Below are 21308 nucleotides of genomic sequence, written 5' to 3' on the forward strand. Positions count from 1 at the left end.
CGCAGGCCGGGTGTCCCGAGCGCCCTAGCCGCCGGTCACCTCGAGGGCGGCGTCGAGCCGGTCCAGGTGCGCGGCGACCGGCCCGACGGTGAGCAGGCCGCTGGCCGCCCCTGCCAGCTCACCCGCCGCCGGGGCCAGCGCGGAGCGGGCCCGCAGCATCGCGTCCCGGTCGTCTAGCGCCACCGCGGCCCGGCCGGTGAGGCACCACAGCGCCTCCTGCAGCAGGTCACGCGGCGGCGCCGGGGTGCGGCGCAACGCCCTGGCGGCCTCGTCACGGCGGTCGGCGGCGAGCAGCACCAGCGGGCGCGCCCAGGGCGCGTACGGGCCCCAGTCGGTGTCGGCCGGGAAGTCGGCCGGCAGGTCGTGCCACACCCGCAGGCACAGCAGCGCCAGCGGCAGCAGGCCGCGCTCCACGCCCGGCATCCCGCAGCCGGCCAGCCCGATCGCCCACGACCGGTACGCGGCCTCCGCGTCCGGGTACGCGGCGCCGGTGGCGGCGGTCAGCATGGCCCGGTAGCCGCCGGTGAACACGCCGACGAGCGGGCTCTCGTGGCGGGCGGCGAGCCGGTCCGCCGCGTCGGCGTGCGTGTCGGCGGTGGTGAAGTCGGCGAGCGCGCTGCGCGCCTGCACCCGGATCAGGTGCCCGAGGATCTCCACTGTGGGCAGGCCGTGGCGTGCGGCGAGCGCCACCAGTTCCGCGCCGATCCCGTCCCGCTCGACGGCCAGCCCGGCGCGGCGGAACGTCTGCATGTACACGCCGTTGAGCGCCTGGGCCAGCAGCGCCGGGTCGGCCACCCGGCGGGCGATCGCCTCCGCCTCCCGCGCGGCCTGCGCCGGGCCCGGCGACGCCGTACCTCGGGACTCGATCGCGACGGTGGCCAGCAGCCGGGCGCGGGTCGTCTCCGGCGCGTCCGGGCCCAGCCCGGCCAGCGCCCGCTGCGCCGCCGCGACGACCCGGGCCGCCTGCGCCGGGTCGTCGGAGCGGGTCCAGATCGCGGGTACGTCGTACCCGCCGATGACGCGCGCGGTGAACTCCGGATCGCCCAGTTGCTCGGCGGCGGTGATTGCGGCTTCGCGCTGGTCCCGGGCGGCCTCCAGTCCACCCGGACCGGTCACCGCGAGGCTGCGCAGCAGCCCGACAGTCGACTCCAGCCGGGCTCGCGCGCCGGGCACCACGCTGCGCTCGTACGCCGCCGCGGTCTCGGCCCACACCCGCGCCGCGCCGGTCGGTTCGGGTTCGGCCTGCCGCAGCAGGTCGGTCTCCAGCCGCCGCAGCCGCGGCCCGGGGTCCAGGCCGAGTTGGTCGCGCAGCAGCTCGCGGGCGCGGCGCAGCACGGCGAGCGCGTCGGCCTGCCGCCCGGCCCGGTAGAGCGCCGAGGCCAGCAGTGCCCACCCGTCCTCCCGCCACGGGTACGCGGCGACGTGGGCGTCGAGATCGGGTACGGCGTCCGCGGCCCGGTCCAGCGCCAGCAGCGCCTCGGCCCGCCGCTCGACAGCCGTCAGCCGGATCTGGTCGAGCCGGGACCGTTCGGCGTGCGCCCACTGCTGGTCGAAGTCGGCGTACGCGGGGCCACGCCACCAGCCCAGCGCCCCGTCGAGCCGGTCGAGCGCGGCCCGGGGCAGCGCGTCGGCGACCTCGTTGACGGTGTCCTCGAACCGCCACGCGTCGACGGTGTCCGGGGCGGCGCGCAGCGCGTCCCCCGGCCCGTCGGTGACCAGCAGCCGGGCCGGCTCGCGTGGCGGACGGCGCGGTTCCAGGCGGCGGCGCAGCGCCGCGACGAATGTGCGGACCGCGCCCACCGCGCCGGCCGGCGGGTCGTCCCACAGGTCGTCGACGATCTGCCCGACCGGCACCACCCGGCCCCGGGCCGCGACCAGCCGGGCCAGCACGGCCCGGTGCCGGGGCCCCTTCAGGTCGACCGGCTCACCCGCGTCGTCCCAGGCCGTCACCGGACCCAGCACACCGAAACCGACAGGCACCGACCCTCCTCGACAGGGGTCACCGTATCGCGCTCATCGGTTGCTCATCGGGCGCCGCCACGCTGGTCAGGTACGACGAGACGAAAGAGGGATCGAGATGAGCACCACCATCGCGGGATTCGACTACCAGCGCGTTCCGGTCGCCGAGGGCGTGACGCTGAACGTGGCGGTGGGCGGCTCCGGCAGCCCGGTCGTGCTGCTGCACGGCTTCCCGCAGACGCATCTGATGTGGCGGCACGTCGCCGCCGACCTGGCCGGCGAGCACACGGTGATCTGCCCGGACCTGCGCGGCTACGGCGCCAGCGACAAGCCGGCCGCGGACACCGAGGACACGTACAGCAAGCGGACCATGGCCGCCGACGTGGCGGCGCTGGCCCGCGCGCTCGGACATGAGCGGTTCGCGCTCGCCGGGCACGACCGGGGCGCCCTGGTGGCGGTCCGGGCCGGCCTGGACCACCCGGACGCGGTCACCCACCTGGCGTCGCTTGATGTGCTGCCCACCCTCGACATGTGGGACGTGCTGCACGGCGCGTCAGCGACGGTCGCGTTCCACCTCTACCTGATGGCCCAGCCGCCCGGCCTGCCCGAGAAGATGATCGCGGGCAGCGCCGACGCGTTCTTCGGGCACTTCCTCGACGCCTGGGCCGGTGACCCGGCGGCCATGCCGGCCGAGGTGCGCGCCGAGTACCTGCGGGCCTCCCGGGAGGCGGTCGACTCGATCGTCGCGGACTACCGGGCGTCGGCCGGGATCGACGTGGCGCACGACCGCGCGGACCGGGACGCCGGGCGGCGGCTGGCCATGCCGGTCACCGTCATCCAGCAGGACTGGGGTGCCGCGCTGGGTTACGACGCGGCGGCGGTGTGGCGGGCCTGGGCCCCGGACCTGGAGCACCGCACCACCACGGCCGGGCACTTCATGGCCGAGGAGGCACCTGGCGAGATCAGCGAGGCGCTGCGCGCGCTGCTCAAGCGGTAGGTACGGCGGTCCGGGCGCGCGTGGCGCCCGGACCGGCCGCCCCCGTCCGCTCAGCCGGCCCGTCTCCGGACGTGCCACAGGCCGAGCGCCGCCAGCAGACCGGCCGCGCCGAGGTGGAGCGCCAGCTCGATCCACTGGAACGTCCAGAACCGGCGGTTCGGCTGGTAGGCCAGGTCCACGTGCAGGTCGAGCGCGCCGAGACACACCGCCGTGTCACCGAACGTGCCGGTGGCGCCGGTGCGCGGCGGGTCACGGAAACAGGTGCCGAACGCGGCGTCGGAGAGCTGCCGTCCGTCGGCGGTACGCAGCGGGCTGATGTCGGTGACCCACGCGCCCGGCACGTCCAGCCCGCCGACGACCGGCGAGTCGGTGATGCTGCCCAGGTTGCGGGCCCGGTTGACCGTTTCCGCGGTCATCGGCACGGTGACCCGCTCCGGCGGCAGGTAGTGCGGGCGCAGCAGGTTCGGCACCGCGAGCTGCGCCACGACCACGGCCAGGAACACCACTGCCATCGCCGGCAGCGTGCGGCGCAGCACCATCCCGGCGACGACGCCGAGGACGAGGGCGAACACGGCGTACCCGACCGGCGCGACGCCGCGCGCGCCGAACAGCACGGTGCTGAACCGGTCGCCGGCGACCCGGTCGACGGGCGCGGCCGCCCAGGTCAGCAGCGCGCCGAGCAGCCCGGCGACGAGCGTGGCGGCGGCTGACAGCACGGCGAGCTTGACCGCCAGCCAGCGGCGGCGCGGCACGCTCTGGTTCCACACCAGCCGGTGCGTGCCCTGCTCCAGCTCCCGCGCGACCAGCGGTGCGCCCCAGAACGCGCCGATCAGCGCGGGCACCAGCGCGAACCCGCCGGCGAGGAAGAGCATGGTCTGCGCGTACCGGTCGGGCAGCCGGGCCGGGTCGGGCTCGGCCCGGATGTCCGCGCCGAGGCGCAGCAGGTAGGCGCCGGCCAGCACCAGCAGGACGGCGCCGGCGAGCGCCGGGAGGCGGAACTGCCGCAGCGTCATCCGGATCATCTGGTCACCGCCGGGTGGGCGGCGGCCCGGGACAGGTACGCCAGGACCAGCTCCTCCAGCGTGATCGGCGCGCTTTCGCGTACCGCCGGGCCCCGGACCACGACGCGGCCGGGTTCGGCCCAGACCACCTCGGCCCCGGCGGGCGCGGCGGCGGCCCGGTGGTGCGTGGCGAGTAGGTCAGGGACCGGCCCGGCTACCTGGACCCGGGCGGCGCAGAGCACGACCAGGTGGTCGCAGACCTGCGCCACGTCGCCGAGCAGGTGCGAGGAGAGCACCGCGCCGGCGCCGAGTTCCCGCACGAAACCGGCCAGGCCGTGCATGAACTCGCGGCGGGCCAGTGGGTCCAGCGCGGCGGCCGGCTCGTCGAGGATCAGCAGGTCGGGGCGCTTCGCGGCGGCCAGCGCGAGGGCCAGTTTGGCGCGCTGGCCGCCGGAGAGCCGGCCCGCCTTCTGCGCCGGATCGAGGCCGACCTCGTCGATCCGCCGCCGGGCCAGCGCCGCGTCCCAGGACGGGTTGAGCCACGCGCCCATCCGCAGGTGCTCGGCGACGGTGAGGGAGGCGTAGACCGGCGTGTCCTGGGCGACGAATCCGACCCGGGCCAGGTGCGCGGCGTCGGCGGCAGGTGGTGCGCCGAGCACCGTCAACGTGCCGGAGGTGGGCGCGATCAGCCCGCAGGCCAGTTGCAGCAGCGTGGACTTTCCGGCGCCGTTGGGGCCGACCAGGCCGACCACGTGCCCGCGCGGAACGCTCAGGTCGCAGTCGGCAAGCGCGGTGCGGCGGCCGTACCGTTTGGTCAGCCGCTCGGCGTGCAGGGCGAGTGGTGGATGCATGCGGCTCATCCTGGGCACGGCGGGAGCGGCGGGCATCGGTCCGGAGCAGGGCCCGGCGCGCGGCGGACCCTCCTTTCGGCCGGTTCGGCCCGGCCGCCGATCTCCTAGCGTGCTGGGCATGGCTACCGAAAGGCTCACCCGGGTGGCGGCGACGGCGGGGCTCGCCGCGGTGCTGCTCGCCGCGGTCGGCGTCCAGGCGGTGGCGATCGCCGCGAGCTGGGGTCTGCGGTACTGGCTCGTCGGCGGCGCGGCCGCCGTCGCGGTCGGCGCGCTGGCGCTGGTACGCGACAGACAGCGCGTCGTCACAGCGACTGCCGGTCTCGCCGTCGCCGGGTCGGCGGTCGCCGCCGCCCGGCTGTTCGACCTGCCCACCGAGCCGGGGCCCGCGCTGGCGCTGGCGTCGGCGGTGCTGGTCGGATCGGCGGTACGCGCGTTGCCGCCGCTGCCCGCCGGGCTGATCGCCGCCGGTGGTCTTGTGGTCGCGGCCGGGGCGTGGGCGGTGGCCCGGCCGGGCGCGGGCGGGTCCGGGGTGGTGGCGCTCAACGCCCTGTGCTGGCTCGGTGGGGTCGCCACCGGGCTGACGCTGCGGCTGCTCGACGAGCGGGCGCGGGCCACCGCCGAGCGGGTACGCCGCGACGAGCGACTGGAGCTGGCTCGGGAGCTGCACGACGTGGTGGCCCACCACGTCACCGGCATCGTGGTGCAGGCGCAGGCCGCCCACCTGGTCGGACGGCGGGATCCGGCCCGCGTCACGGAGTCGCTGGCCGGGATCGAGGCGGCCGGCGGCGAGGCGCTGCGGGCCATGCGCCGCGTGGTGGGGGTGCTGCGCGACACCGCTGACGCGCCGCCGGCCTCGGCCGGCACCGAGCAGATCGAGGAGCTGGTCGAGCGGTTCGGTCGGCAGGGCCCGCCGGTGCGGCTGCGGCTGCCAGGGGCGACGACCTGGCCGCCGGAGGTCACCAGCACTGTCCACCGGATCGTCCGGGAGGCGCTGACGAACGTGGCCCGCCACGCGCCGCACGCCGCCCAGGTCACCGTGGACGTGGCGCAGGAGCCGGACGCGGTGGTGGTCGAGGTGACCGACGACGCGCCCGGCGGGCCCGGCGAGCACCGGGGCGGATACGGCCTGATCGGCCTGCGTGAGCGTGTCGAGGCCCTGGGCGGCACGCTGCGCGCCGGTCCCCGCCCCGACGGCGCCGGGTGGTCGGTGCGGGCTGCCCTGCCGCACGGGAGGCCGTGATGACGATCCGGGTGCTCATCGCCGACGACCAGGCGATGGTCCGCGGCGGGCTGCGGCTCATCCTGGAGGACCAGCCCGACATCACAGTGGTCGCCGAGGCGTCCGACGGCGTCGACGCGGTCGCCCAGGCACGCCGGCTGCGCCCCGACGTCTGCCTGGTGGACATCCGGATGCCGCGGCTCGACGGCCTCCAGGTGACCCGGGCGCTCGCCGGGCCCGAGGTGGCCGACCCGCTGCGCGTCGTCGTGGTGACCACGTTCGACCTGGACGAGTACGTCTACGGCGCGCTGCGCGGGGGAGCGGCCGGGTTCCTGCTCAAGGACGCCGGCCCGGCGCTGCTGGTGGAGGCGGTCCGGGCGGCGTACCAGGGCGACGCGCTCGTGTCCCCGTCGGTGACGGTACGGCTGCTGCGGCATCTGAGCCCGCCCGCCCCGCCCCGCGACGAGCGCCGCCCGGCGCTGTCCGAGCGGGAGATCGAGGTGGTACGCGAGATCGCCCGGGGGCGCACCAACCTGGAGATCGGCGCGGAGCTGTTCATCTCGCTGAGCACCGTCAAGAGCCACGTCTCGGCTATCCAGACCAAGCTCGGCCTGCGCAACCGTACCGAGATCGCGGTCTGGGCGTGGGAGCACCGCGTGGTCTGCTGATCCGTTGGCGGACGCCCTACCGTACGTTGTACGTTAGTGGCCGTCGTCAACGGAGGGGGACAGACGTGGAACACGCGATCCTCGCGGAGGGCCTGCGCAAGCGGTACGGGGACAGCGTCGCGCTGGACGGATTCGACCTGCGCGTGCCACCGGGCACCGTGTGCGGGCTGCTCGGCCCGAACGGCGCCGGCAAGACCACAGCCGTACGCATCCTCGCCACGCTGCTGCGCTTCGACGCCGGGCGGGCCGAGGTCGCCGGCTTCGACGTGGCCGGGCAGCCCGACCGGGTGCGCCACCGCATCGGCCTGGTCGGCCAGCACCCGGCCGTGGACGAGGCGCTGAGCGGCCGGGAGAACCTGGTCATGTTCGGCCGTCTGTTCCACCTGGACCGGGCCACTGCGAGACGGCGAGCGACCGAACTGCTCGACCGGTTCGGGCTCGCCGACGCCGCCGATCGGCCGGTACGCACGTACTCCGGTGGGATGCGCCGCCGCCTCGACCTGGCGGCCGGCATGATCCTCGCGCCGTCGGTGCTGTTCCTCGACGAGCCGACCACCGCGCTCGACCCGCGCGGACGCAACGAGGTGTGGGAGGCGGTACGGGACCTGGTACGCGGCGGCACCACTGTGCTGCTGACCACGCAGTACCTGGACGAGGCCGACCAGCTCGCCGACCGTGTCTGCGTGCTCGACGCCGGGCGGGTGATCGCCGAGGGCGCCCCGGACGCGCTCAAGTCCCGCCTGGGCGGCGACCGGATCGAACTGGTCGTCCGCGACGCCGCCGACCTCGGCGCCGCGGCGAGTCGGCTGCGCGCCGTGGCCCGCTCCGAACCGGCGGTCGATCCGGACCGGCGGGCGGTCAGCGCCCAGGTCGGCGACCGGGCCGGCGCGCTGAGCGAGGTGCTGCGCGCGCTGGACGCCGACGGCGTGAGCGTGGCCGACGTGGCGCTGCGCCGACCCACACTGGACGAGGTGTTCCTCCAGCTCACCGGCGCGCCGTCCGCCGCCCGTCCCGCAGCGGAGGTGACCGCGTGACCGCGACAGTGACCCCGGCCCGGCGTGCGTCGCTGGCCGGTGACGGCCTGACGCTCACCGGACGTGCGTTCGCGCACTGGCGGCGTGAGCCCGGCCCGCTGATCGGCTCGCTGGGCTTCGACATCCTGATGGTGCTGATGTTCGCCTACCTGTTCGGCGGCGCGCTCCAGGTGCCGGGCGGCGGCAGCTACCACGAGTTCCTGATGCCCGGCATGTTCGCCATGACCATGGTCTTCGGTATCAGCATGACCACCATGGCGGTGTCGGCGGACCTGGACCGCGGCGTCACCGACCGGCTGCGGTCCATGCCGGTGTCGCGGCTGGCCCCGCTGCTCGGCCGCGCGGGCGCCGACCTGATGTTCGCGGTGGTGACGCTCGCTGTCATGCTGCTGGCCGGCCTGGCGATCGGGTGGCGGGCGCGCGGCGACCTCGGCGACACGCTCACCGCGTTCGGGCTGATCCTGCTGCTGCGGTTCGCGCTGGTCTGGGTGGGTGTCTTCCTCGGCCTGACCGTGAAGGGGCAGAGCGCCGTGACCGCCGTGCAGACGCTGGAGTTCCCGCTCGGATTCCTGTCCAGCGCGTTCGTGGCGCCGTCCACGATGCCCGCGTGGCTGGGCGCGGTCGCCGAGTGGAACCCGCTGTCCGCCACGGTCGGGGCCACCCGGGAGTTGTTCGGCAACCCCGGCTGGGGCGGCGATTCGTGGGTCGCCGCGCACCATTCGCTGCTGGCGGTGCTCTGGCCGCTGGCGCTGATCGCCGTGTTCCTGCCGCTGTCGCTGCGCCGCTACCGGGCGCTGAGCCGCTGAGCCGGACCCCGGGGGCGGACGTGCGCCGCCCCCGGGGGCACGGTCACGGCCCGGTGAGCACGACCAGCTCGCCGGTGGCCCGGGTCATCGCGACGTACCGGTCCACCGCGCCGGAGATCCCGTCACCGAAGGACTCCGGTTCGACCAGCACCACCAGGTCGAACTCCAGCCCCTTCGCCAGCTCCGGGGTCAGTGAGCGGACCCGCTCCGAGGCCGGGAACGCCGGATCGCCGATGACGCACGCGACGCCCTCACTGTGGGCGGCGAGCCAGCCGTCCACCACCGCGCCCAGCTTCGCGCGGTCGCCGTACCGCACCGGGGCGCCGTCGCGGATGGACGTGGGCACGTTGGCGTCCGGGAGGACGGCCCGGATCACCGGCTCGGCCGCCGCCATCACCTGCGCCGGGGTGCGGTAGTTGACAGTCAGCGTCGCCACCTCGACCCGGTCGAACCCGGCCCGCGTCAGCCGCTGCGGCCACGACTCGGTGAACCCGTGCCGCGCCTGCGCCCGGTCACCGACCACGGTGAAGCTGCGCGACGGGCAGCGCGCCAGCAGCATCTGCCACTGCGCGTCGGTCAGCTCCTGCGCCTCGTCCACCACGACGTGCGCGAACGGCCCGGCCAGCAGGTCCGGATCGGCCACGCTCAGCGCGCTGGAGTCGACCAGGCTCGTGCGCATGTCCTCGCCGTACAGCATGGTCATCAGGCCCTCGCCGTCGTCGTAGGCGTGCGACGCGATCAGCGCGTCGACCACGGTGTCCATCTCGACGCGCTGCGCGGCCAGCACCGCCTCGTCGCGGCGCCGCCGCAGCGACGCCTCCGGGTCGCCGACCCGCCGCCGGGCCGCGTCCAGCCACGGCAGGTCCGCCACCGTCCACGCCCGGGCGTCGGCCCGCCGCAGCGTACGGATCTCCTCGACGCTCAGCCAGGGTGCGCACCGGCGCAGGTAGGCCGGCACCGACCACAGGTCGGCCACCACGTCGAGCGGGTCGAGCAGCGGCCACGCCCGGCCGAACGCGGTGACCAGTTCCCGGTCGCGCCCCAGCTCGCGGCGGACCGCCTCCTCCGGCTCGTCCCCGTGGTACTTCTCCACGAGGATCGTGAGCAGTTCCTCCCACACGTCGTCGCGGGCCTCGTTGTGCGGGACGCCCGGCCCGGCCGCCTCGAACGCCGTCGCCCAGTCGTCGGCTGTGAGCCGCAGCTCGGCGTCCCCGACACCGACAGTCATCCCGGTTGTGGGCGGCTCCTCGTAGAACCGGACCGCGGCGTCCACCGCCCGCACCAGGTCCGCCGACGCCTTCAGCCGGGCCACCACCGGGTCGGGCTCGGGCGCCGCCGCGGCGCCCTCCGGCACCAGGTCGGCCAGCGTGCAGATCTGCACGTCCTCCTCGCCCAGGCTGGGCAGCACGTCGGAGACGTAGTTCAGGTACGGCTGGTGCGGGCCCACGACGAGCACCCCGCCCCGGCGCTCGCCCAGGCGCGGGTCGGCGTGCAGCAGGTACGCGGTGCGGTGCAGCGCCACCACCGTCTTGCCGGTGCCGGGACCGCCGTCGACCACCAGCGCGCCCCGGGAACCGGCCCGGATGATCGCGTCCTGGTCGGCCTGGATGGTGCCCAGCACGTCACGCATTCGCGCCGACCGGGTCGCGCCCAGGCTGGCGATGAACGCCGACTGGTCGTCCAGCGCGGCGTGCCCGGCCAGTCCGTCGGCGGTGAACACCTCGTCCCAGTAGTCGGTGATCCGGCCCGCGGTCCACCGGTACCGGCGGCGGCTGACCAGGCCCATCGGGTCGGCGTGGGTCGCGCCGAAGAACGGCTCGGCGGCGGGGGAGCGCCAGTCCAGCAGCAGCCGGCCGCCCGCGCCGTCGGTCAGGCCGAGCCGGCCCACGTACACCGGGGCCGCGCCGTCCGCGCCGACCATCCGGCCCAGGCAGAGGTCCAGGCCGTAACGGCGCAGCGTACGCAGGCGCGCGCTCAACCGCCGGACCTCCTGGTCCCGGTCGACCGCCTGCCGGCCCCGGCCACCCGCGGCCCGGCGCGTCGCGTCGAGCCGGTCGGTCAACTCGGCGATCGAGCGGCGCAGGCTGTCCGCGATGGCGGCGAAGTGCCGCTCGTCGGCGGCGATCAGGTCCGGGTCGGCCTTCGCCGACAGACGCTCGGGAAGATCGAAAACGCTCGTGGCAGGCAGATTCAACTCGTCTCCGATCACGGGCACGGCCGAGCCTCCGCTCTTCGCGGCTTTTCGAATGCCTCGGCAATGGGTTACGGCCGGCAATTCTGCGCCACCACCCGGGGCTTGCCGCAAGACCGGGGGTGCGCTATATGTTGGTAATGGCGGGAGAACCCGCCATTCTTTTTGCCCGAACAATTCTCGTGGCTCTTTCCTTCGTCCCGCCGACGGCCCGCGACCGGCGTGGCCGGTAGGATGACGGCACCATGTCGAAGGAGCGCCGGCGCAAGGCCGATCCCGCCCGCAGCCTGGCCCTTCTGTGGCGCACCCGGGAGCCGGCCAGCCGTGGCGCCGGTCCCGGTCTCAGCGTCGACCGGATCGTGCGCACCGCTATCGAGATCGCCGACGCCGAGGGCATCGACGCGCTCACCATGCGCCGGGTCAGCGAGGCGCTCGGCGTGGGCACCATGTCCGTCTACACGTACGTGCCGGGCAAGGCGGAACTGCTCGACGTCATGGTGGACGCCGTTCTCGGTGACCTCCCGCGCCCGGCCGACGTGCCGGGTGGCTGGCGTGGCCGGCTGGAACGCATCGCCCGGGACAACCTCGCGCTCTACCGGGCCCACCCGTGGCTGCTGCGCGCCGAGACGACCCGGCCGGTGCTCGGCCCGAACGTGCTCGCCAAGTACGACTACGAACTGCACGCGGTCGCGGACATCGGGCTCGACGACGTGGAGATGGACGCGGTGCTCACGCTCGTGCTGGGGCACGCCAAGAGCGCGGCCCGGGTCGCGCTGGACGTGGCCGAGCTGGAACGTGAGACCGGGATGACCGACGACCAGTGGTGGCAGACGCACGGCCCCTGGCTGGAGAAGTTCATGACCGCCGGCAGTTTCCCGCTCGCCGCGCGGGTCGGCACGGCCGCCGGGATGGCTCACGGCGGGGCGTACGGGCCGGACCACGCCTTCGAGTTCGGTCTCCAGCGGGTGCTCGACGGCATCTCGGTGGTGGTGGCCGCCCGCGCCGCGGGTGAGCCGGAGCGCGGGAAGACCTTGTAATCCTACTAGTTAAGTAGGAAACTCTCCGTGGGGTCGATGAGCCCCGTCACCTTGCCTCCGGCTGCCCTCCCTCGCCCGCGCGTACCCGTAGGAGCCCCTCATGAGCAACGCGCCCACGCCACCCGAACCGCCCACCGCAGGAACGTCCCGGCTCGCCTTCAACGAGGACTGGGCCGCCACCGCACTCGGCCTCGCGCTGCTGCTCCTGGTGCTGGCCGGCGCGATCCCCGCCGGGCTGGTGCCGTGATGGCCGCCGCCCCGGAACCCGCCGTCCGCAGCACCGCCGCCGGGCCGCCCGCGGCCTCCACCGCGGACGCCCCAGCCGCCCCGAGCTCAGTGGACCGACCGGACGGTACGCCCTCGGACGCCCCACCCCGGGCCGACCTGCGCTCCGGCGCGTTCTGGGCCTGGACCGGCCTGGGTCTGCTGGTGGTGCTCGGTCTCGCCGCGCTCACCCGGTACCTGGAACAGAACGTGCCGGTCTGGGCCGAGGGCAGCGCGATCGAGGAGGTGGCCGCCGCCGTCGAGTACCCGGTCTACGCGATCCTGCTCGGCCTGCTCGGCAACCTGGTCGTCACAGTGATCGGCCTGCGCGACCGGATCTCCGCCGCGTTCCGTACCGAGTTCTTCATCAAGACCGGCCTGGTGCTGCTCGGCGCCTCGATCAACCTCGCCGTCATCGCGAGCGCCGCCGGCCCCGCCATCGCCCAGGCGCTGCTGCTGATCAGCGGCGTCTTCCTGTTCACCTGGTGGCTGGCCGGGCGCTTCGGCCTGGACGACAAACTGCGGGCGCTGCTCGCCTCGGCCGTGTCGATCTGCGGCGTCAGCGCCGCGATCGCCGCCGCCGGCGCGGTGCGGGCACGCCGGGAACAACTCGCGTACACGGCCAGCCTGGTCATCGCGTTTGCGCTGCCGTCGATCTTCCTGCTGCCGTGGCTGGCCGACGTGCTCGGCCTCTCCGACGCGGTCGCCGGCGCCTGGATCGGCGGCAACATCGACACCACCGCCGCCGTCACCGCGGCCGGCGCGCTCGCCGGTGAGGACGCGCTCCAGATCGCCAGCATCGTCAAGGTCACCCAGAACGCGCTGATGGGCGTGGTCGCGGTGGCTCTCACCGCGTACTTCGCGCTGCACGTGGAGCGCCGCCCGGACGCGCCGCGCCCCGGGCTCGGCGAGCTGTGGCGCCGGTTCCCGAAGTTCGTCCTCGGGTTCGTCGCCGCCTCGGTGATCGCCACCTGGTACCTCGACGCCGCCGGGGCGGACGGCAAGGCCACCATGGCGATCGTCACCGACCTGCGGGTCTGGTTCCTCATCCTGGCCTTCGTCAGCATCGGCCTGGAGGTCCGCGTGTCGTCGCTGCGCGAGGCCGGCTGGCGGCCGGTGACCGTGTTCGGCGCCGCCACCGTGTTCAACCTGGTGCTGGCGCTCGGGCTGGCGTCGGTGCTGTTCCACGGCTTCACGGTCTGACCGGTCCCGCTCGTACACCTTGGAGGAACGCCGTGACCGAGCCCGCCGACACCCCGGTCGACGCCGACGTGGACGCGCTGCGGACGCTGCTGCGGCACCAGGCCAGCACCGTCACGGTGGTCACCGCCGCCGGACCGCCCGCGGCCGGGTTCACCGCCACCTCGTTCACCGCGGTGTCGCTGCGACCGCCGATCGTCTCGTTCTGCCTGGACCTGGGCTCGTCGAGCTGGCCGGTGGTGTCCCGGGCCCGGCACGTCGGGGTGCACCTGCTCGGGCACGGCCAGCACGAGGTGGCCCGGAGGTTCGCCACCAGCGGGATCGACAGGTTCGCCGGGCCGACCCGCTGGCGGCCCGGCCCGGAAGGGGTGCCGGTCCTCGACGACACACTGGCCTGGCTGCTGTGCCGGGTGGTGGACCGGGTCGTCGTCGGGGACCACGCCGTCGTGCTGGCCGAACCGGAACTGCTGCGGCACGCCGACGTCGGCTCGCCGTTGCTCTACCACCGGGGGCGGTACGCCGGCCTGGCGGACACGACGGACCCCGGCGACCGCCGCTCCGCCGCCTGAGCGCCGGGGACTGGGCGTCGCTATCGTGGCCGCGTGATCACCTGCGTCGTGCACTACACGATCGATCCCGCGCAGATCGAGGCGTTCGAGCGCTTCGCCCGCACCTGGATGCGGCTGGTGGCACGGCACGGCGGCGTGCACCACGGCTACTTCCTGCCCGCCGAGGGCGCCAGCGACCGGGCCGAGGCGCTGTTCAGCTTCGAGAGCCTGGCGGCGTACGAGCAGTACCGGGCCCGGTTCGGAGTGGACCCCGAGTTCGTCGCCGCCGACCGGATCCGCGAGGAGTCGGGCTGTGTCCTGCGGTACGAGCGCACGTTCATGCGCCCGCTCCTGCCCACCGACTGACACCGGGCGCGCCGTCGTGTCGGGGGCGCGGGTCAGCCGGTGCGCGGCGCGTCCGGGGTCTGTGCGGCGGCGGCGTAGCGGCGGGCCAGGCGGGCGAACGCCTCGCGCAGTTCCGGCGGCCCGATCACCTCGATGTCGGCGTCGTAGCGCCCGAGCACGGCGGCCAGCCCGGGCCACGACCAGCCGCCCAGCACCAGCCGGCAGCGGTCCGGGCCCAGTTCCTCGACGATCCCGTCGCGGGTCCACGCGGAGACGGTCCGGGCGGGCAGGTCGAGGATCACCTCGCCCCGGCAGGGCCAGTCACCCGGCCCGGTGGCGCCCTTGAACCGGCCGGCGACGTACGCGGCCACGTCCCCGCCGGGCAGCTCGCGCGGCGTGAACCGGGGACCGGTGGGCGTGCGCGGGCTGATCCGGTCGACCCGGAACGTGCGCCAGTCCGCGCGGTCCAGGTCCCAGGCCACGAGATACCAGCGCCCACCCCAGGTGACCAGGTGGTGCGGCTGTGCGCGACGCGGCGGCGCGTCGGGAGCGGACGCCGACACCGAGTCGTAGTCGAAGCGCAGTTCCTCCCTGGCGTGCACGGCGGCGCTGAGCGTCATCAGCAGTCCCGGCTCCACGCGGGCCGTGGCGGGCGTGCCGGCCCGTTCCACGGCGATCACCCGCAGCGCGTCCACCCGGTGGCGCAGCCGGGGCGGCATCACCTGCCGCACCGTGGTCAGCGCCCGCGCGGCGGCCTCCTCGATGCCGGTCACGCTGGTGGCGGCGGTCTGCAACGCCACGGTGAGCGCGACCGCCTGCTCGTCGTCGAAGAGCAGCGGCGGCAGCGCCGAGCCGGCGCCCAGGCGGTAGCCGCCGTCCGGGCCTTTGGTGCTCTCGATCGGGTAGCCCAGCTCGCGCAGCCGGTCGACGTCGCGCCGCACGGTACGCGCGCTGACCCGTAACCGTTCGGCGAGCAGCGCGCCCGGCCAGTCCCGGCGGGCCTGAAGCAGGGACAGCAGGGAGAGCAGTCGCGCGGAAGTCGTCGGCACGACACACATTCTGCCCGCAGAAGAGGACACACCCTGACCGCTATGCCTGCGAGGGTGGACCCGTACCCGATCAGGACCGGAAGGGACCGATGACGATGACCGGCACCACCACGACCCCCACCACCCTGGACGCCGAGCGGGCCGACCTGCTGGCCGAGCTCGCCGAAGCGCGCAACATGCTGATCAACACGGTGCGCGCCCTCACCGACGAGCAGGCCGGGCAGAAGCCGACGGTCAGCGCGCTCTGCCTGGGCGGGCTGATCAAGCATGTCGCGTCCACCGAGGAGGCGTGGCTGCGGTTCGTGGTCGAGGGCCCGTCGGCGATGTCCTTCGCCATGCCCGAGGGCGTGACCTGGGAGGACTTCATGGCCGGCAAGGCCCGCGAGCTGCCGCAGTGGGCGATCGAGCGGGGGCGGGACTTCCAGATGCTGCCCGAGGACACGCTGCCGGCGATCCTGGACCGGTACGCGCGTGTCGCCGCGCGTACCGAGGAGATCGTGGCCGGTGTCGACGACCTGTCGGCGACGTGGCCGGTGCCCGACGCGCCGTGGAACGAGCCCGGCTCGGTCCGCAGCGTCCGGCGGGTGCTGATCCACGTCATCGCCGAGACCACCCAGCACGCCGGGCACGCGGACATCCTGCGCGAGAGCATCGACGGCCAGACCACCACCTGAGCCGGCCGTGACAGTGCTCGACCAGCGGGCGCTCAACCGGGCGACGCTCGCCCGGCAGATGCTGCTCGACCGCGCCGACCTGCCGGTGGCCGACGCGGTGGCGCACCTGTGCGGGTTGCAGGCCCAGGAGCCGCAGGAGCCGTACGTCGGGCTCTGGTCGCGGCTGCGGGCCTTCGACCCGGCGGCCCTGTCGGACCTGCTGGTGCGCCGCCGCCTGGTGCGTACCCACCTGATGCGGCGCACCGTGCACCTGCTCGCGGCCGACGACGTGCTGGCCTGGCGGTCCCGGCACGACGCGATGCTGCGCCAGCGGGTGCTGGGCGTCTACCGCGGCGAGTTCGACGGGGTCGACCTCGACGAACTCGCCGCGGCGGCGCGGGAGGCGCTCGCCGACGGCGAGCCCCGCACCAACGCGGAGATCGTGTCGGTGCTCGCCGCGCGCTGGCCGGGCCCGGACCGCCGGGCGCTCGGCGAGATCGTGCTCGCGCTGGTTCCGACCGTGCAAGCCCCGCCGCGCGGACTGTGGCGGACCACGGCCGGCGTCCGTACCGTCGCCCTGGCCGGCTGGCTGGGCCGCGACCCCGAGCCGCCTGGGTCGGACGGCGACGACCCGGCCGGGCGGGCGCTGGTGCGGCGCTACCTGGCCGCGTTCGGGCCGGCCGCGTCGGCGGACCTGCGCGCCTGGTGCGGCCTCGCCGGGCTGCCCGCCGCCCTGGCGGCGGTCCGCGACGAGCTGGTGGCCTTCCGGGACGCGCGCGGCCGCACGCTGCTCGACCTGCCCGGCGCGCCCCGGCCCGACCCGGACACCCCCGCGCCGGTACGGTTCCTGCCCGCCTTCGACAACGCCGTGCTCGGCTACCACGACCGCAGCCGGATCATCGGCGACCCGCACCGCAACCTCTCCGTGGCCGGGGCCCGGTTCGTGCTCGTCGACGGCCGGGTCGCCGCCACCTGGACGGTCGACGGGGGCGTCGTGGTGGTCACGCCGCTGCGCGCGTTCACCCGCGTCGAGCGCACGGCCGTCGCCGAGGAGGGCGCCGCGCTGGCGTCGTTCCTGTCCGAGGGCGACAACCAGGGGGTACGCGTCGCCGCTGGCTGAGCCGCACGTCAGGCGCGTACGGCGTGGCCCATCCGGGTGACCGCCTCGGTGAGCACGGCGGGGGAGGTGGCGAAGTTGAGCCGCACGAACCCGGCGCCACCGGCGCCGAAGACGTGCCCGGAGCTGAGCGCCACCCGGGCCCGGTCGAGGAACATCCGCGCCGGTCCGGCCAGGTCGCTGGCGATCGGCGGCCCGTCTCCGGACGCCTCCGTGGGCACGCCGAGGGCGCGGCAGTCCAGCCAGGCCAGGTACGTGCCCTCGGGTGGCCGCCACGACACCGTGGGCAGGTGCTCGGCCAGCAGCGACCCGAGCAGCGCCCGGTTCGCGTCCAGGCCGTCGAGCAGCCGGTCCAGCCACGGCCCGCCGGCCCGGAACGCGGCGGTGTGCGCGAGCACCCCGAAGTGGCTGGGGCCGTGGCTCACCTCCTCCGGCATCCGGGCCAGGTCGTCGGCGGCGTCCGGGCCGGCGACCGCCAGCGCCGCCTTGAGCCCGGCGAGGTTCCACGCCTTGGACGCCGACAGCAGCGCGAACGCGTTCTCTGCCCCGGGCACTGTCAGGTACGGGGTGAACCGCGCGCCGGGCAGCGCCAGCGGCGAGTGGATCTCGTCGGAGACCACCCGGACGCCGTGCCGGGCGGCCAGCTCGGCGACGGTGGCCAGCTCGTCGGGGCGGTGCACCACGCCGGTCGGGTTGTGCGGGTTGCAGAGCAGGAACGCCGGCCGGTCACCGGCGGCCCGCGCCCGACGGAACGCCTCGTCCAACGTGGTCGGGTCGAGCCGCAGGTCCGCCCCGAGCGGCGCCTCGATCACCTGCCGGTCGGCGTGCGTGACGAACGCGTAGAACGGCGGGTAGACCGGGGGAGTGACCACCACCGCGTCACCAGGGGCGGTGACCAGGAGCAGCACCTCGACCGTGCCTATCATGACGTCCGGCACCAGCGTGGTCCGGCCGACCGGGAAGTCGGCCCAGCCCCACCGCCGCGCGGCGAACCCGCCGACCGCCTCGGCGTACGCGGTCCCGTACGAGTAGCCGGTGTCACCCAGCTCGACGGCCCGGCGCAGCGCCTCGGCGACCGGCGGCGCCAGCGGCACGTCCTGTTCGGCCACCCACAGCGGCAGCACGTCCGGCGGGTACAGCCGCCACTTCACGCTCGTGCGCCGCCGGAGCTGGTCGAGCGTGAGCTGGGTGAGCGGGTTGCCGTCGTCGGCGGAAACGACCATGCGGCCCACACTATGCGCGTCCTACCATCGCCCGATGGCCCACCCGGCGTACCCGCTGCGCACGCCCCGGCTGCTGCTGCGCCCGGTCACGCTCGACGACCTCGACGACGTGCACGCCTGGCAGCGCCGCCCGGACGTGGTCCGCTGGATGGCCGGCGCCGCGCCGCGTACCCGGGTGGAGTCCCTGGCGTCGGTGACCGCGATGGCCGGCGAGGACGCGCTGCGCGCGGAGGGCGACTGCCTGACGCTCGCCGTGGTCAGCGACGCGCGGGTGATCGGCGTTGTCGAGCTGGTGTGGCGCAGCGCGGCGGACCGCACCGCCGAGCTGGGGTACGTGTTCCATCCCGACCACGGCGGACGGGGGCTGGCCACCGAGGCGGCCCGCGCGCTGCTGGACTGGGGTTTCGGCGAGTTCGGGCTGCACCGGGTGCTGGCCCGCTGCCACGCGGACAACGAGCCCTCGGCGCGCCTGATGGCCCGGCTCGGGATGCGGCGGGAGGCGCGGCACGTGCGCAGCTACCGGTTCCGGCTCGGCTGGGCAGACCAGCTCGTCCACGCGATCCTGGCCGACGAGTGGCGTGGCCGCTGAGCCGCCGGATCAGGAGACGGTGACCGGATCGCCGACGCGGATCTCGCCGGTGGTCACCGGGACCAGCCGGATGCCGAACCAGGTCTTGCCGTCGTGGCGCCGGTGCCGGGCCAGCGTGCGGATCGGCTCCTTCCCGCTGGCGAGCGTATCCGGGTCGATGAGCGTCACCGAGCAGCGGTCGCAGCGCTCGGAGACCCGGAAGTCGACGGCGCCGATCCGCACACGCGCCCAACGGTCCTCGGCGAACGGCTCGAACGGCCCGTCCAGCACCACCGTCGGCCGGAACCGGGCCATCGCCAGCGGCTCCGGGGCCGGCTCGCCGCGTTCCAGCGCGCCCTCGATGATCCAGTCCCGCAGCCGCCGCAGCGACGGCAGTGTGGCCACCAGCAGCGGTCCGGCGTCGGACAGATTCAGCGGATCACCGGGCCGACCGCCGTGCTCGGCCGACATCGGCCGGCGGCGCGGATCGTCCAGCCAGGCCAGCCGCACCGGACGGCCCAGCCGCGCGGAGAGCCAGTCGTGCGCCTCGTCGGCGGCGAGGCGGACCGTGTCCAGCCGGGACACGTCGGTGGCGACCGGCGGCCCGTCCACCGGTTCGGCGACTGTCAGCGACGACCCGTCGCGGGCGGTGAGCGCGATCGATCCGGGACCGGGGGTGGCGGTCAGGTCGAGCAGCGCCGGAAGGGCGGTCGAGCCCACTTTGCCGCCGTCGGGGCGCAGCACCACCCAGCGGCGGTCGTGACGCAACCCCCACGGCTCCACCTCGGCCCGGTCGACGTCGACGCCGCCGAGGGACTTGACCGGATACAGGTGCGTCGAGACCAGGCGCGTCATCGCCCGCTCAGCCGATCTTCGGGGTGGCGCGGTCGATGATCGCCGCCAGGTCCAGTCCGCCCGGCAGCGTCCCGTACGCCTGACCGTGGTCGCCGTCGAGCCGGGACGCGCAGAACGCGTCAGCGACCGCCGGGTGGCCGTGGCGCACCAGCAGCGCGCCCTGCAGCACCAGCGCCAGCCGCTCCACCACGCGCCGGGCGCGCAGCTCCACGTCCGTGTGGTCGGCCAGTTCGTCGCGCACCCGGCGCACGGCGGCGTCCAGGCGCGCGTCCGCGCCGGCCGCGGCGGCCACCTCCGCCTCGTACGCGGCGAGCACCTGCGGTTCCCGGGTGAGCGCGCGCAGCACGTCCAGCGCGGCGACGTTGCCGGAGCCCTCCCAGATCGAGTTCAGCGGCGACTCGCGGAACAGCCGCGGCATGCCGGACTCCTCCACGTAACCGTTGCCGCCCAGGCACTCCAGCGCCTCGGCGGCGTGCCCCGGCCAGCGCTTGCACACCCAGTACTTGCCGACTGCGAGGGCGAGGCGCTTGAACGCGGTCTCGCCGTCGTCGCCGCGCGCCGACCGGTCCGTCGCGCCGGCCAGCCGGACCATCAGGACGGTGGCGGCCTCGGACTCCACCGCCAGGTCGGCCAGCACGTTACGCATCAGCGGCTGGTCGACCAGGTAGCTGCCGAACGCCCGCCGATGGGTGGCGTGGTGCACGGCGGTGGTCACGCCGTGGCGCATCCCGGCCGCCGCGCCGATCACGCAGTCCAGCCGGGTCAGGTTGACCATGTCGATGATGGTGCGCACGCCCCGGCCCTCGTCGCCGACGCGCCACGCCACCGCGTGCTCGTACTCGACCTCGGCGGAGGCGTTGGAGCGGTTGCCGAGCTTGTCCTTGAGCCGCATCAGCCGCATCGGGTTGCGTTCGCCGTCGGGCAGCACGCGGGGGACCAGGAAGCAGGTGAGGCCGCCGGGCGCCTGGGCGAGCGTGAGGAACAGGTCGCACATGGGCGCCGAGGTGAACCACTTGTGTCCGACGAGCCGGTAGCTGCCGTCCGGCTCGGGCCGGGCTGTGGTGGTGTTGGCGCGTACGTCCGAGCCGCCCTGCTTCTCGGTCATCGACATGCCGGCGAGCAGGCCGCGCTTGGTCTGCGGCGGGCGCAGCCCGAAGTCGTACTCCCGGGTGGTGAGCAGCGGCTCGTAGCGGGCGGCCAGCTCCGGGCTGTGCCGCAGCGCGGGCACCGCCGCGTACGTCATCGAGATCGGGCAGCCGTGCCCGGCGTCGGGCCGCCACAGGTAGAAGCCGGCGGCCCGGGCCACGTGCGCGCCCGGCCGGTCGTCGGCCCACGGCGCGGCGTGCAGGCCGTGCCCGACAGCGGTACGCATCAGCTCGTGCCAGGACGGGTGGAACTCCACCTCGTCGATGCGGTTGCCGTACCGGTCGTGGGTGCGCAGCGCCGGCGGGTGCTCGTTGGCGAGCCGCCCGTGTTCGGCGGCCTCCGCACCACCGGCGAGCCGGCCCAGCTCGTGCAGCCCGGGCAGCGCCCAGCCGGCGCCCTCGCGGGCCACGCCGTCGCGCAGCGCGGGGTCGTCGGCGGTGTCGTGGCCGACCATCGGGGGGACCTGGTTGACGACCTCGTGTGTGGTCACGGCGGCAACTCCCAGCGCGGTGGCGGATCAGGTCGGGGCCCGGATTGAACCATCGTTCACTCCGCACCGGCAAGCACCCGCCGGGAA

21 protein-coding genes are annotated in these 21308 nt (G+C 75.1%); 13 read left to right on the top strand and 8 right to left on the bottom strand.

Features of this window, described 5'->3' with window-relative positions; genetic code table 11:
• Positions 1-24 precede the first annotated feature (24 nt).
• Positions 25-1980, bottom strand: a complete 1956-nt coding sequence (locus MicB006_RS10595; RefSeq protein WP_116505615.1) for a BTAD domain-containing putative transcriptional regulator — start codon at positions 1978-1980, stop codon at positions 25-27.
• A 97-nt stretch (positions 1981-2077) separates the two neighbouring features.
• Between MicB006_RS10595 and MicB006_RS10600 the strand changes: the two genes are divergently transcribed.
• Positions 2078-2956: an alpha/beta fold hydrolase gene (locus MicB006_RS10600; RefSeq protein WP_116505617.1), complete on the top strand. Its 879-nt coding sequence runs from the start codon at positions 2078-2080 to the stop codon at positions 2954-2956.
• Positions 2957-3006: 50 nt separating this feature from the next.
• On the opposite strand, the gene MicB006_RS10605 is transcribed toward MicB006_RS10600, so the two are convergent.
• Both MicB006_RS10605 and MicB006_RS10610 read right to left on the bottom strand, forming a co-directional pair.
• The gene (locus tag MicB006_RS10605; RefSeq protein WP_116505619.1) at positions 3007-3978 is read right to left on the bottom strand and encodes an ABC transporter permease subunit; all 972 of its coding nucleotides are present in this window, start codon (positions 3976-3978) and stop codon (positions 3007-3009) included.
• Complete coding sequence (locus MicB006_RS10610) at positions 3975-4808, bottom strand: ABC transporter ATP-binding protein (protein WP_116505621.1); 834 nt, start codon at positions 4806-4808, stop codon at positions 3975-3977. The genes MicB006_RS10605 and MicB006_RS10610 overlap by 4 nt, the downstream gene beginning before the upstream one ends.
• 118 nt (positions 4809-4926) lie before the next feature.
• On the opposite strand from MicB006_RS10610, the gene MicB006_RS10615 reads away from it, so the two are divergent.
• From MicB006_RS10615 to MicB006_RS10630, 4 genes are all read left to right on the top strand, one after another.
• Positions 4927-6048, top strand: a complete 1122-nt coding sequence (locus MicB006_RS10615) for a sensor histidine kinase (protein ID WP_116505623.1) — start codon at positions 4927-4929, stop codon at positions 6046-6048.
• Complete coding sequence (locus tag MicB006_RS10620; RefSeq protein ID WP_116511329.1) at positions 6048-6695, top strand: response regulator transcription factor; 648 nt, start codon at positions 6048-6050, stop codon at positions 6693-6695. The genes MicB006_RS10615 and MicB006_RS10620 overlap by 1 nt, the downstream gene beginning before the upstream one ends.
• 65 nt (positions 6696-6760) lie before the next feature.
• On the top strand, positions 6761-7729 hold the full coding sequence (locus tag MicB006_RS10625) for an ATP-binding cassette domain-containing protein (RefSeq protein ID WP_116505625.1): 969 nt from the start codon (positions 6761-6763) through the stop codon (positions 7727-7729).
• Positions 7726-8535 carry an ABC transporter permease gene (locus MicB006_RS10630; RefSeq protein WP_116505626.1) on the top strand — a complete coding sequence of 270 codons (810 nt, stop codon included), beginning with the start codon at positions 7726-7728 and terminating at the stop codon, positions 8533-8535. The genes MicB006_RS10625 and MicB006_RS10630 overlap by 4 nt, the downstream gene beginning before the upstream one ends.
• Before the next feature lie 43 nt (positions 8536-8578).
• Here the strand turns inward: MicB006_RS10630 and helR are convergent, their stop codons facing one another.
• On the bottom strand, positions 8579-10750 hold the full coding sequence (gene helR, locus MicB006_RS10635) for an RNA polymerase recycling motor ATPase HelR (protein ID WP_116505628.1): 2172 nt from the start codon (positions 10748-10750) through the stop codon (positions 8579-8581).
• Between the two features lie 221 nt (positions 10751-10971).
• On the opposite strand from helR, the gene MicB006_RS10640 reads away from it, so the two are divergent.
• From MicB006_RS10640 to MicB006_RS10655, 5 genes are all read left to right on the top strand, one after another.
• Positions 10972-11763: a TetR/AcrR family transcriptional regulator gene (locus tag MicB006_RS10640; protein WP_116505630.1), complete on the top strand. Its 792-nt coding sequence runs from the start codon at positions 10972-10974 to the stop codon at positions 11761-11763.
• A gap of 100 nt (positions 11764-11863) precedes the next feature.
• The gene (locus tag MicB006_RS31985; RefSeq protein WP_192900224.1) at positions 11864-12010 is read left to right on the top strand and encodes a hypothetical protein; all 147 of its coding nucleotides are present in this window, start codon (positions 11864-11866) and stop codon (positions 12008-12010) included.
• Positions 12010-13230, top strand: a complete 1221-nt coding sequence (locus MicB006_RS10645; RefSeq protein WP_116505632.1) for a YeiH family protein — start codon at positions 12010-12012, stop codon at positions 13228-13230. Before MicB006_RS31985 ends, MicB006_RS10645 begins: the two co-directional genes overlap by 1 nt.
• 32 nt (positions 13231-13262) lie before the next feature.
• The gene (locus MicB006_RS10650) at positions 13263-13796 is read left to right on the top strand and encodes a flavin reductase family protein (protein ID WP_073829562.1); all 534 of its coding nucleotides are present in this window, start codon (positions 13263-13265) and stop codon (positions 13794-13796) included.
• Positions 13797-13829: 33 nt separating this feature from the next.
• Positions 13830-14141, top strand: coding sequence for an NIPSNAP family protein (locus MicB006_RS10655; RefSeq protein WP_116505634.1), 312 nt, complete (start codon positions 13830-13832; stop codon positions 14139-14141).
• A 32-nt stretch (positions 14142-14173) separates the two neighbouring features.
• On the opposite strand, the gene MicB006_RS10660 is transcribed toward MicB006_RS10655, so the two are convergent.
• Positions 14174-15178, bottom strand: coding sequence for a YafY family protein (locus MicB006_RS10660; protein ID WP_116505636.1), 1005 nt, complete (start codon positions 15176-15178; stop codon positions 14174-14176).
• Positions 15179-15264: 86 nt separating this feature from the next.
• Between MicB006_RS10660 and MicB006_RS10665 the strand changes: the two genes are divergently transcribed.
• On the top strand, positions 15265-15843 hold the full coding sequence (locus MicB006_RS10665) for a DinB family protein (RefSeq protein ID WP_116511331.1): 579 nt from the start codon (positions 15265-15267) through the stop codon (positions 15841-15843).
• A gap of 7 nt (positions 15844-15850) precedes the next feature.
• Positions 15851-16942, top strand: a complete 1092-nt coding sequence (locus MicB006_RS10670; protein ID WP_116505638.1) for a winged helix DNA-binding domain-containing protein — start codon at positions 15851-15853, stop codon at positions 16940-16942.
• A gap of 8 nt (positions 16943-16950) precedes the next feature.
• On the opposite strand, the gene MicB006_RS10675 is transcribed toward MicB006_RS10670, so the two are convergent.
• Positions 16951-18162: a MalY/PatB family protein gene (locus MicB006_RS10675; RefSeq protein WP_116511333.1), complete on the bottom strand. Its 1212-nt coding sequence runs from the start codon at positions 18160-18162 to the stop codon at positions 16951-16953.
• Between the two features lie 34 nt (positions 18163-18196).
• Between MicB006_RS10675 and MicB006_RS10680 the strand changes: the two genes are divergently transcribed.
• A complete protein-coding gene (locus MicB006_RS10680; protein ID WP_116505640.1) occupies positions 18197-18751 on the top strand; it encodes a GNAT family N-acetyltransferase in 555 nt (184 codons plus the stop codon).
• Positions 18752-18760: 9 nt separating this feature from the next.
• Here the strand turns inward: MicB006_RS10680 and MicB006_RS10685 are convergent, their stop codons facing one another.
• Both MicB006_RS10685 and MicB006_RS10690 read right to left on the bottom strand, forming a co-directional pair.
• Positions 18761-19585: an MOSC domain-containing protein gene (locus tag MicB006_RS10685; RefSeq protein ID WP_116505641.1), complete on the bottom strand. Its 825-nt coding sequence runs from the start codon at positions 19583-19585 to the stop codon at positions 18761-18763.
• A 7-nt stretch (positions 19586-19592) separates the two neighbouring features.
• Entirely contained in the window at positions 19593-21221 is a 1629-nt protein-coding gene (locus MicB006_RS10690) for an isovaleryl-CoA dehydrogenase (RefSeq protein ID WP_116505643.1), read from the bottom strand.
• Positions 21222-21308: the final 87 nt, after the last annotated feature.

Origin of the sequence: Micromonospora sp. B006 (assembly GCF_003408515.1) — a bacterium.
Taxonomy (GTDB): domain Bacteria; phylum Actinomycetota; class Actinomycetes; order Mycobacteriales; family Micromonosporaceae; genus Micromonospora; species Micromonospora echinospora_A.

What these genes read in the sequence shown, in the direction of transcription:
- MicB006_RS10675 (WP_116511333.1), bottom strand. Translation starts at nt 18,162, where the DNA reads ATGGTCGTTTCCGCCGACGACGGCAACCCGCTCACCCAGCTCACGCTC.
- MicB006_RS10605 (WP_116505619.1), bottom strand. Translation starts at nt 3,978, where the DNA reads ATGATCCGGATGACGCTGCGGCAGTTCCGCCTCCCGGCGCTCGCCGGC.
- MicB006_RS10645 (WP_116505632.1), top strand. Translation starts at nt 12,010, where the DNA reads ATGGCCGCCGCCCCGGAACCCGCCGTCCGCAGCACCGCCGCCGGGCCG.
- MicB006_RS10640 (WP_116505630.1), top strand. Translation starts at nt 10,972, where the DNA reads ATGTCGAAGGAGCGCCGGCGCAAGGCCGATCCCGCCCGCAGCCTGGCC.
- MicB006_RS10610 (WP_116505621.1), bottom strand. Translation starts at nt 4,808, where the DNA reads ATGCATCCACCACTCGCCCTGCACGCCGAGCGGCTGACCAAACGGTAC.
- MicB006_RS31985 (WP_192900224.1), top strand. Translation starts at nt 11,864, where the DNA reads ATGAGCAACGCGCCCACGCCACCCGAACCGCCCACCGCAGGAACGTCC.
- MicB006_RS10615 (WP_116505623.1), top strand. Translation starts at nt 4,927, where the DNA reads ATGGCTACCGAAAGGCTCACCCGGGTGGCGGCGACGGCGGGGCTCGCC.
- MicB006_RS10620 (WP_116511329.1), top strand. Translation starts at nt 6,048, where the DNA reads ATGACGATCCGGGTGCTCATCGCCGACGACCAGGCGATGGTCCGCGGC.
- MicB006_RS10680 (WP_116505640.1), top strand. Translation starts at nt 18,197, where the DNA reads ATGGCCCACCCGGCGTACCCGCTGCGCACGCCCCGGCTGCTGCTGCGC.
- MicB006_RS10600 (WP_116505617.1), top strand. Translation starts at nt 2,078, where the DNA reads ATGAGCACCACCATCGCGGGATTCGACTACCAGCGCGTTCCGGTCGCC.
- MicB006_RS10660 (WP_116505636.1), bottom strand. Translation starts at nt 15,178, where the DNA reads ATGTGTGTCGTGCCGACGACTTCCGCGCGACTGCTCTCCCTGCTGTCC.
- MicB006_RS10665 (WP_116511331.1), top strand. Translation starts at nt 15,265, where the DNA reads ATGACCGGCACCACCACGACCCCCACCACCCTGGACGCCGAGCGGGCC.
- MicB006_RS10685 (WP_116505641.1), bottom strand. Translation starts at nt 19,585, where the DNA reads ATGACGCGCCTGGTCTCGACGCACCTGTATCCGGTCAAGTCCCTCGGC.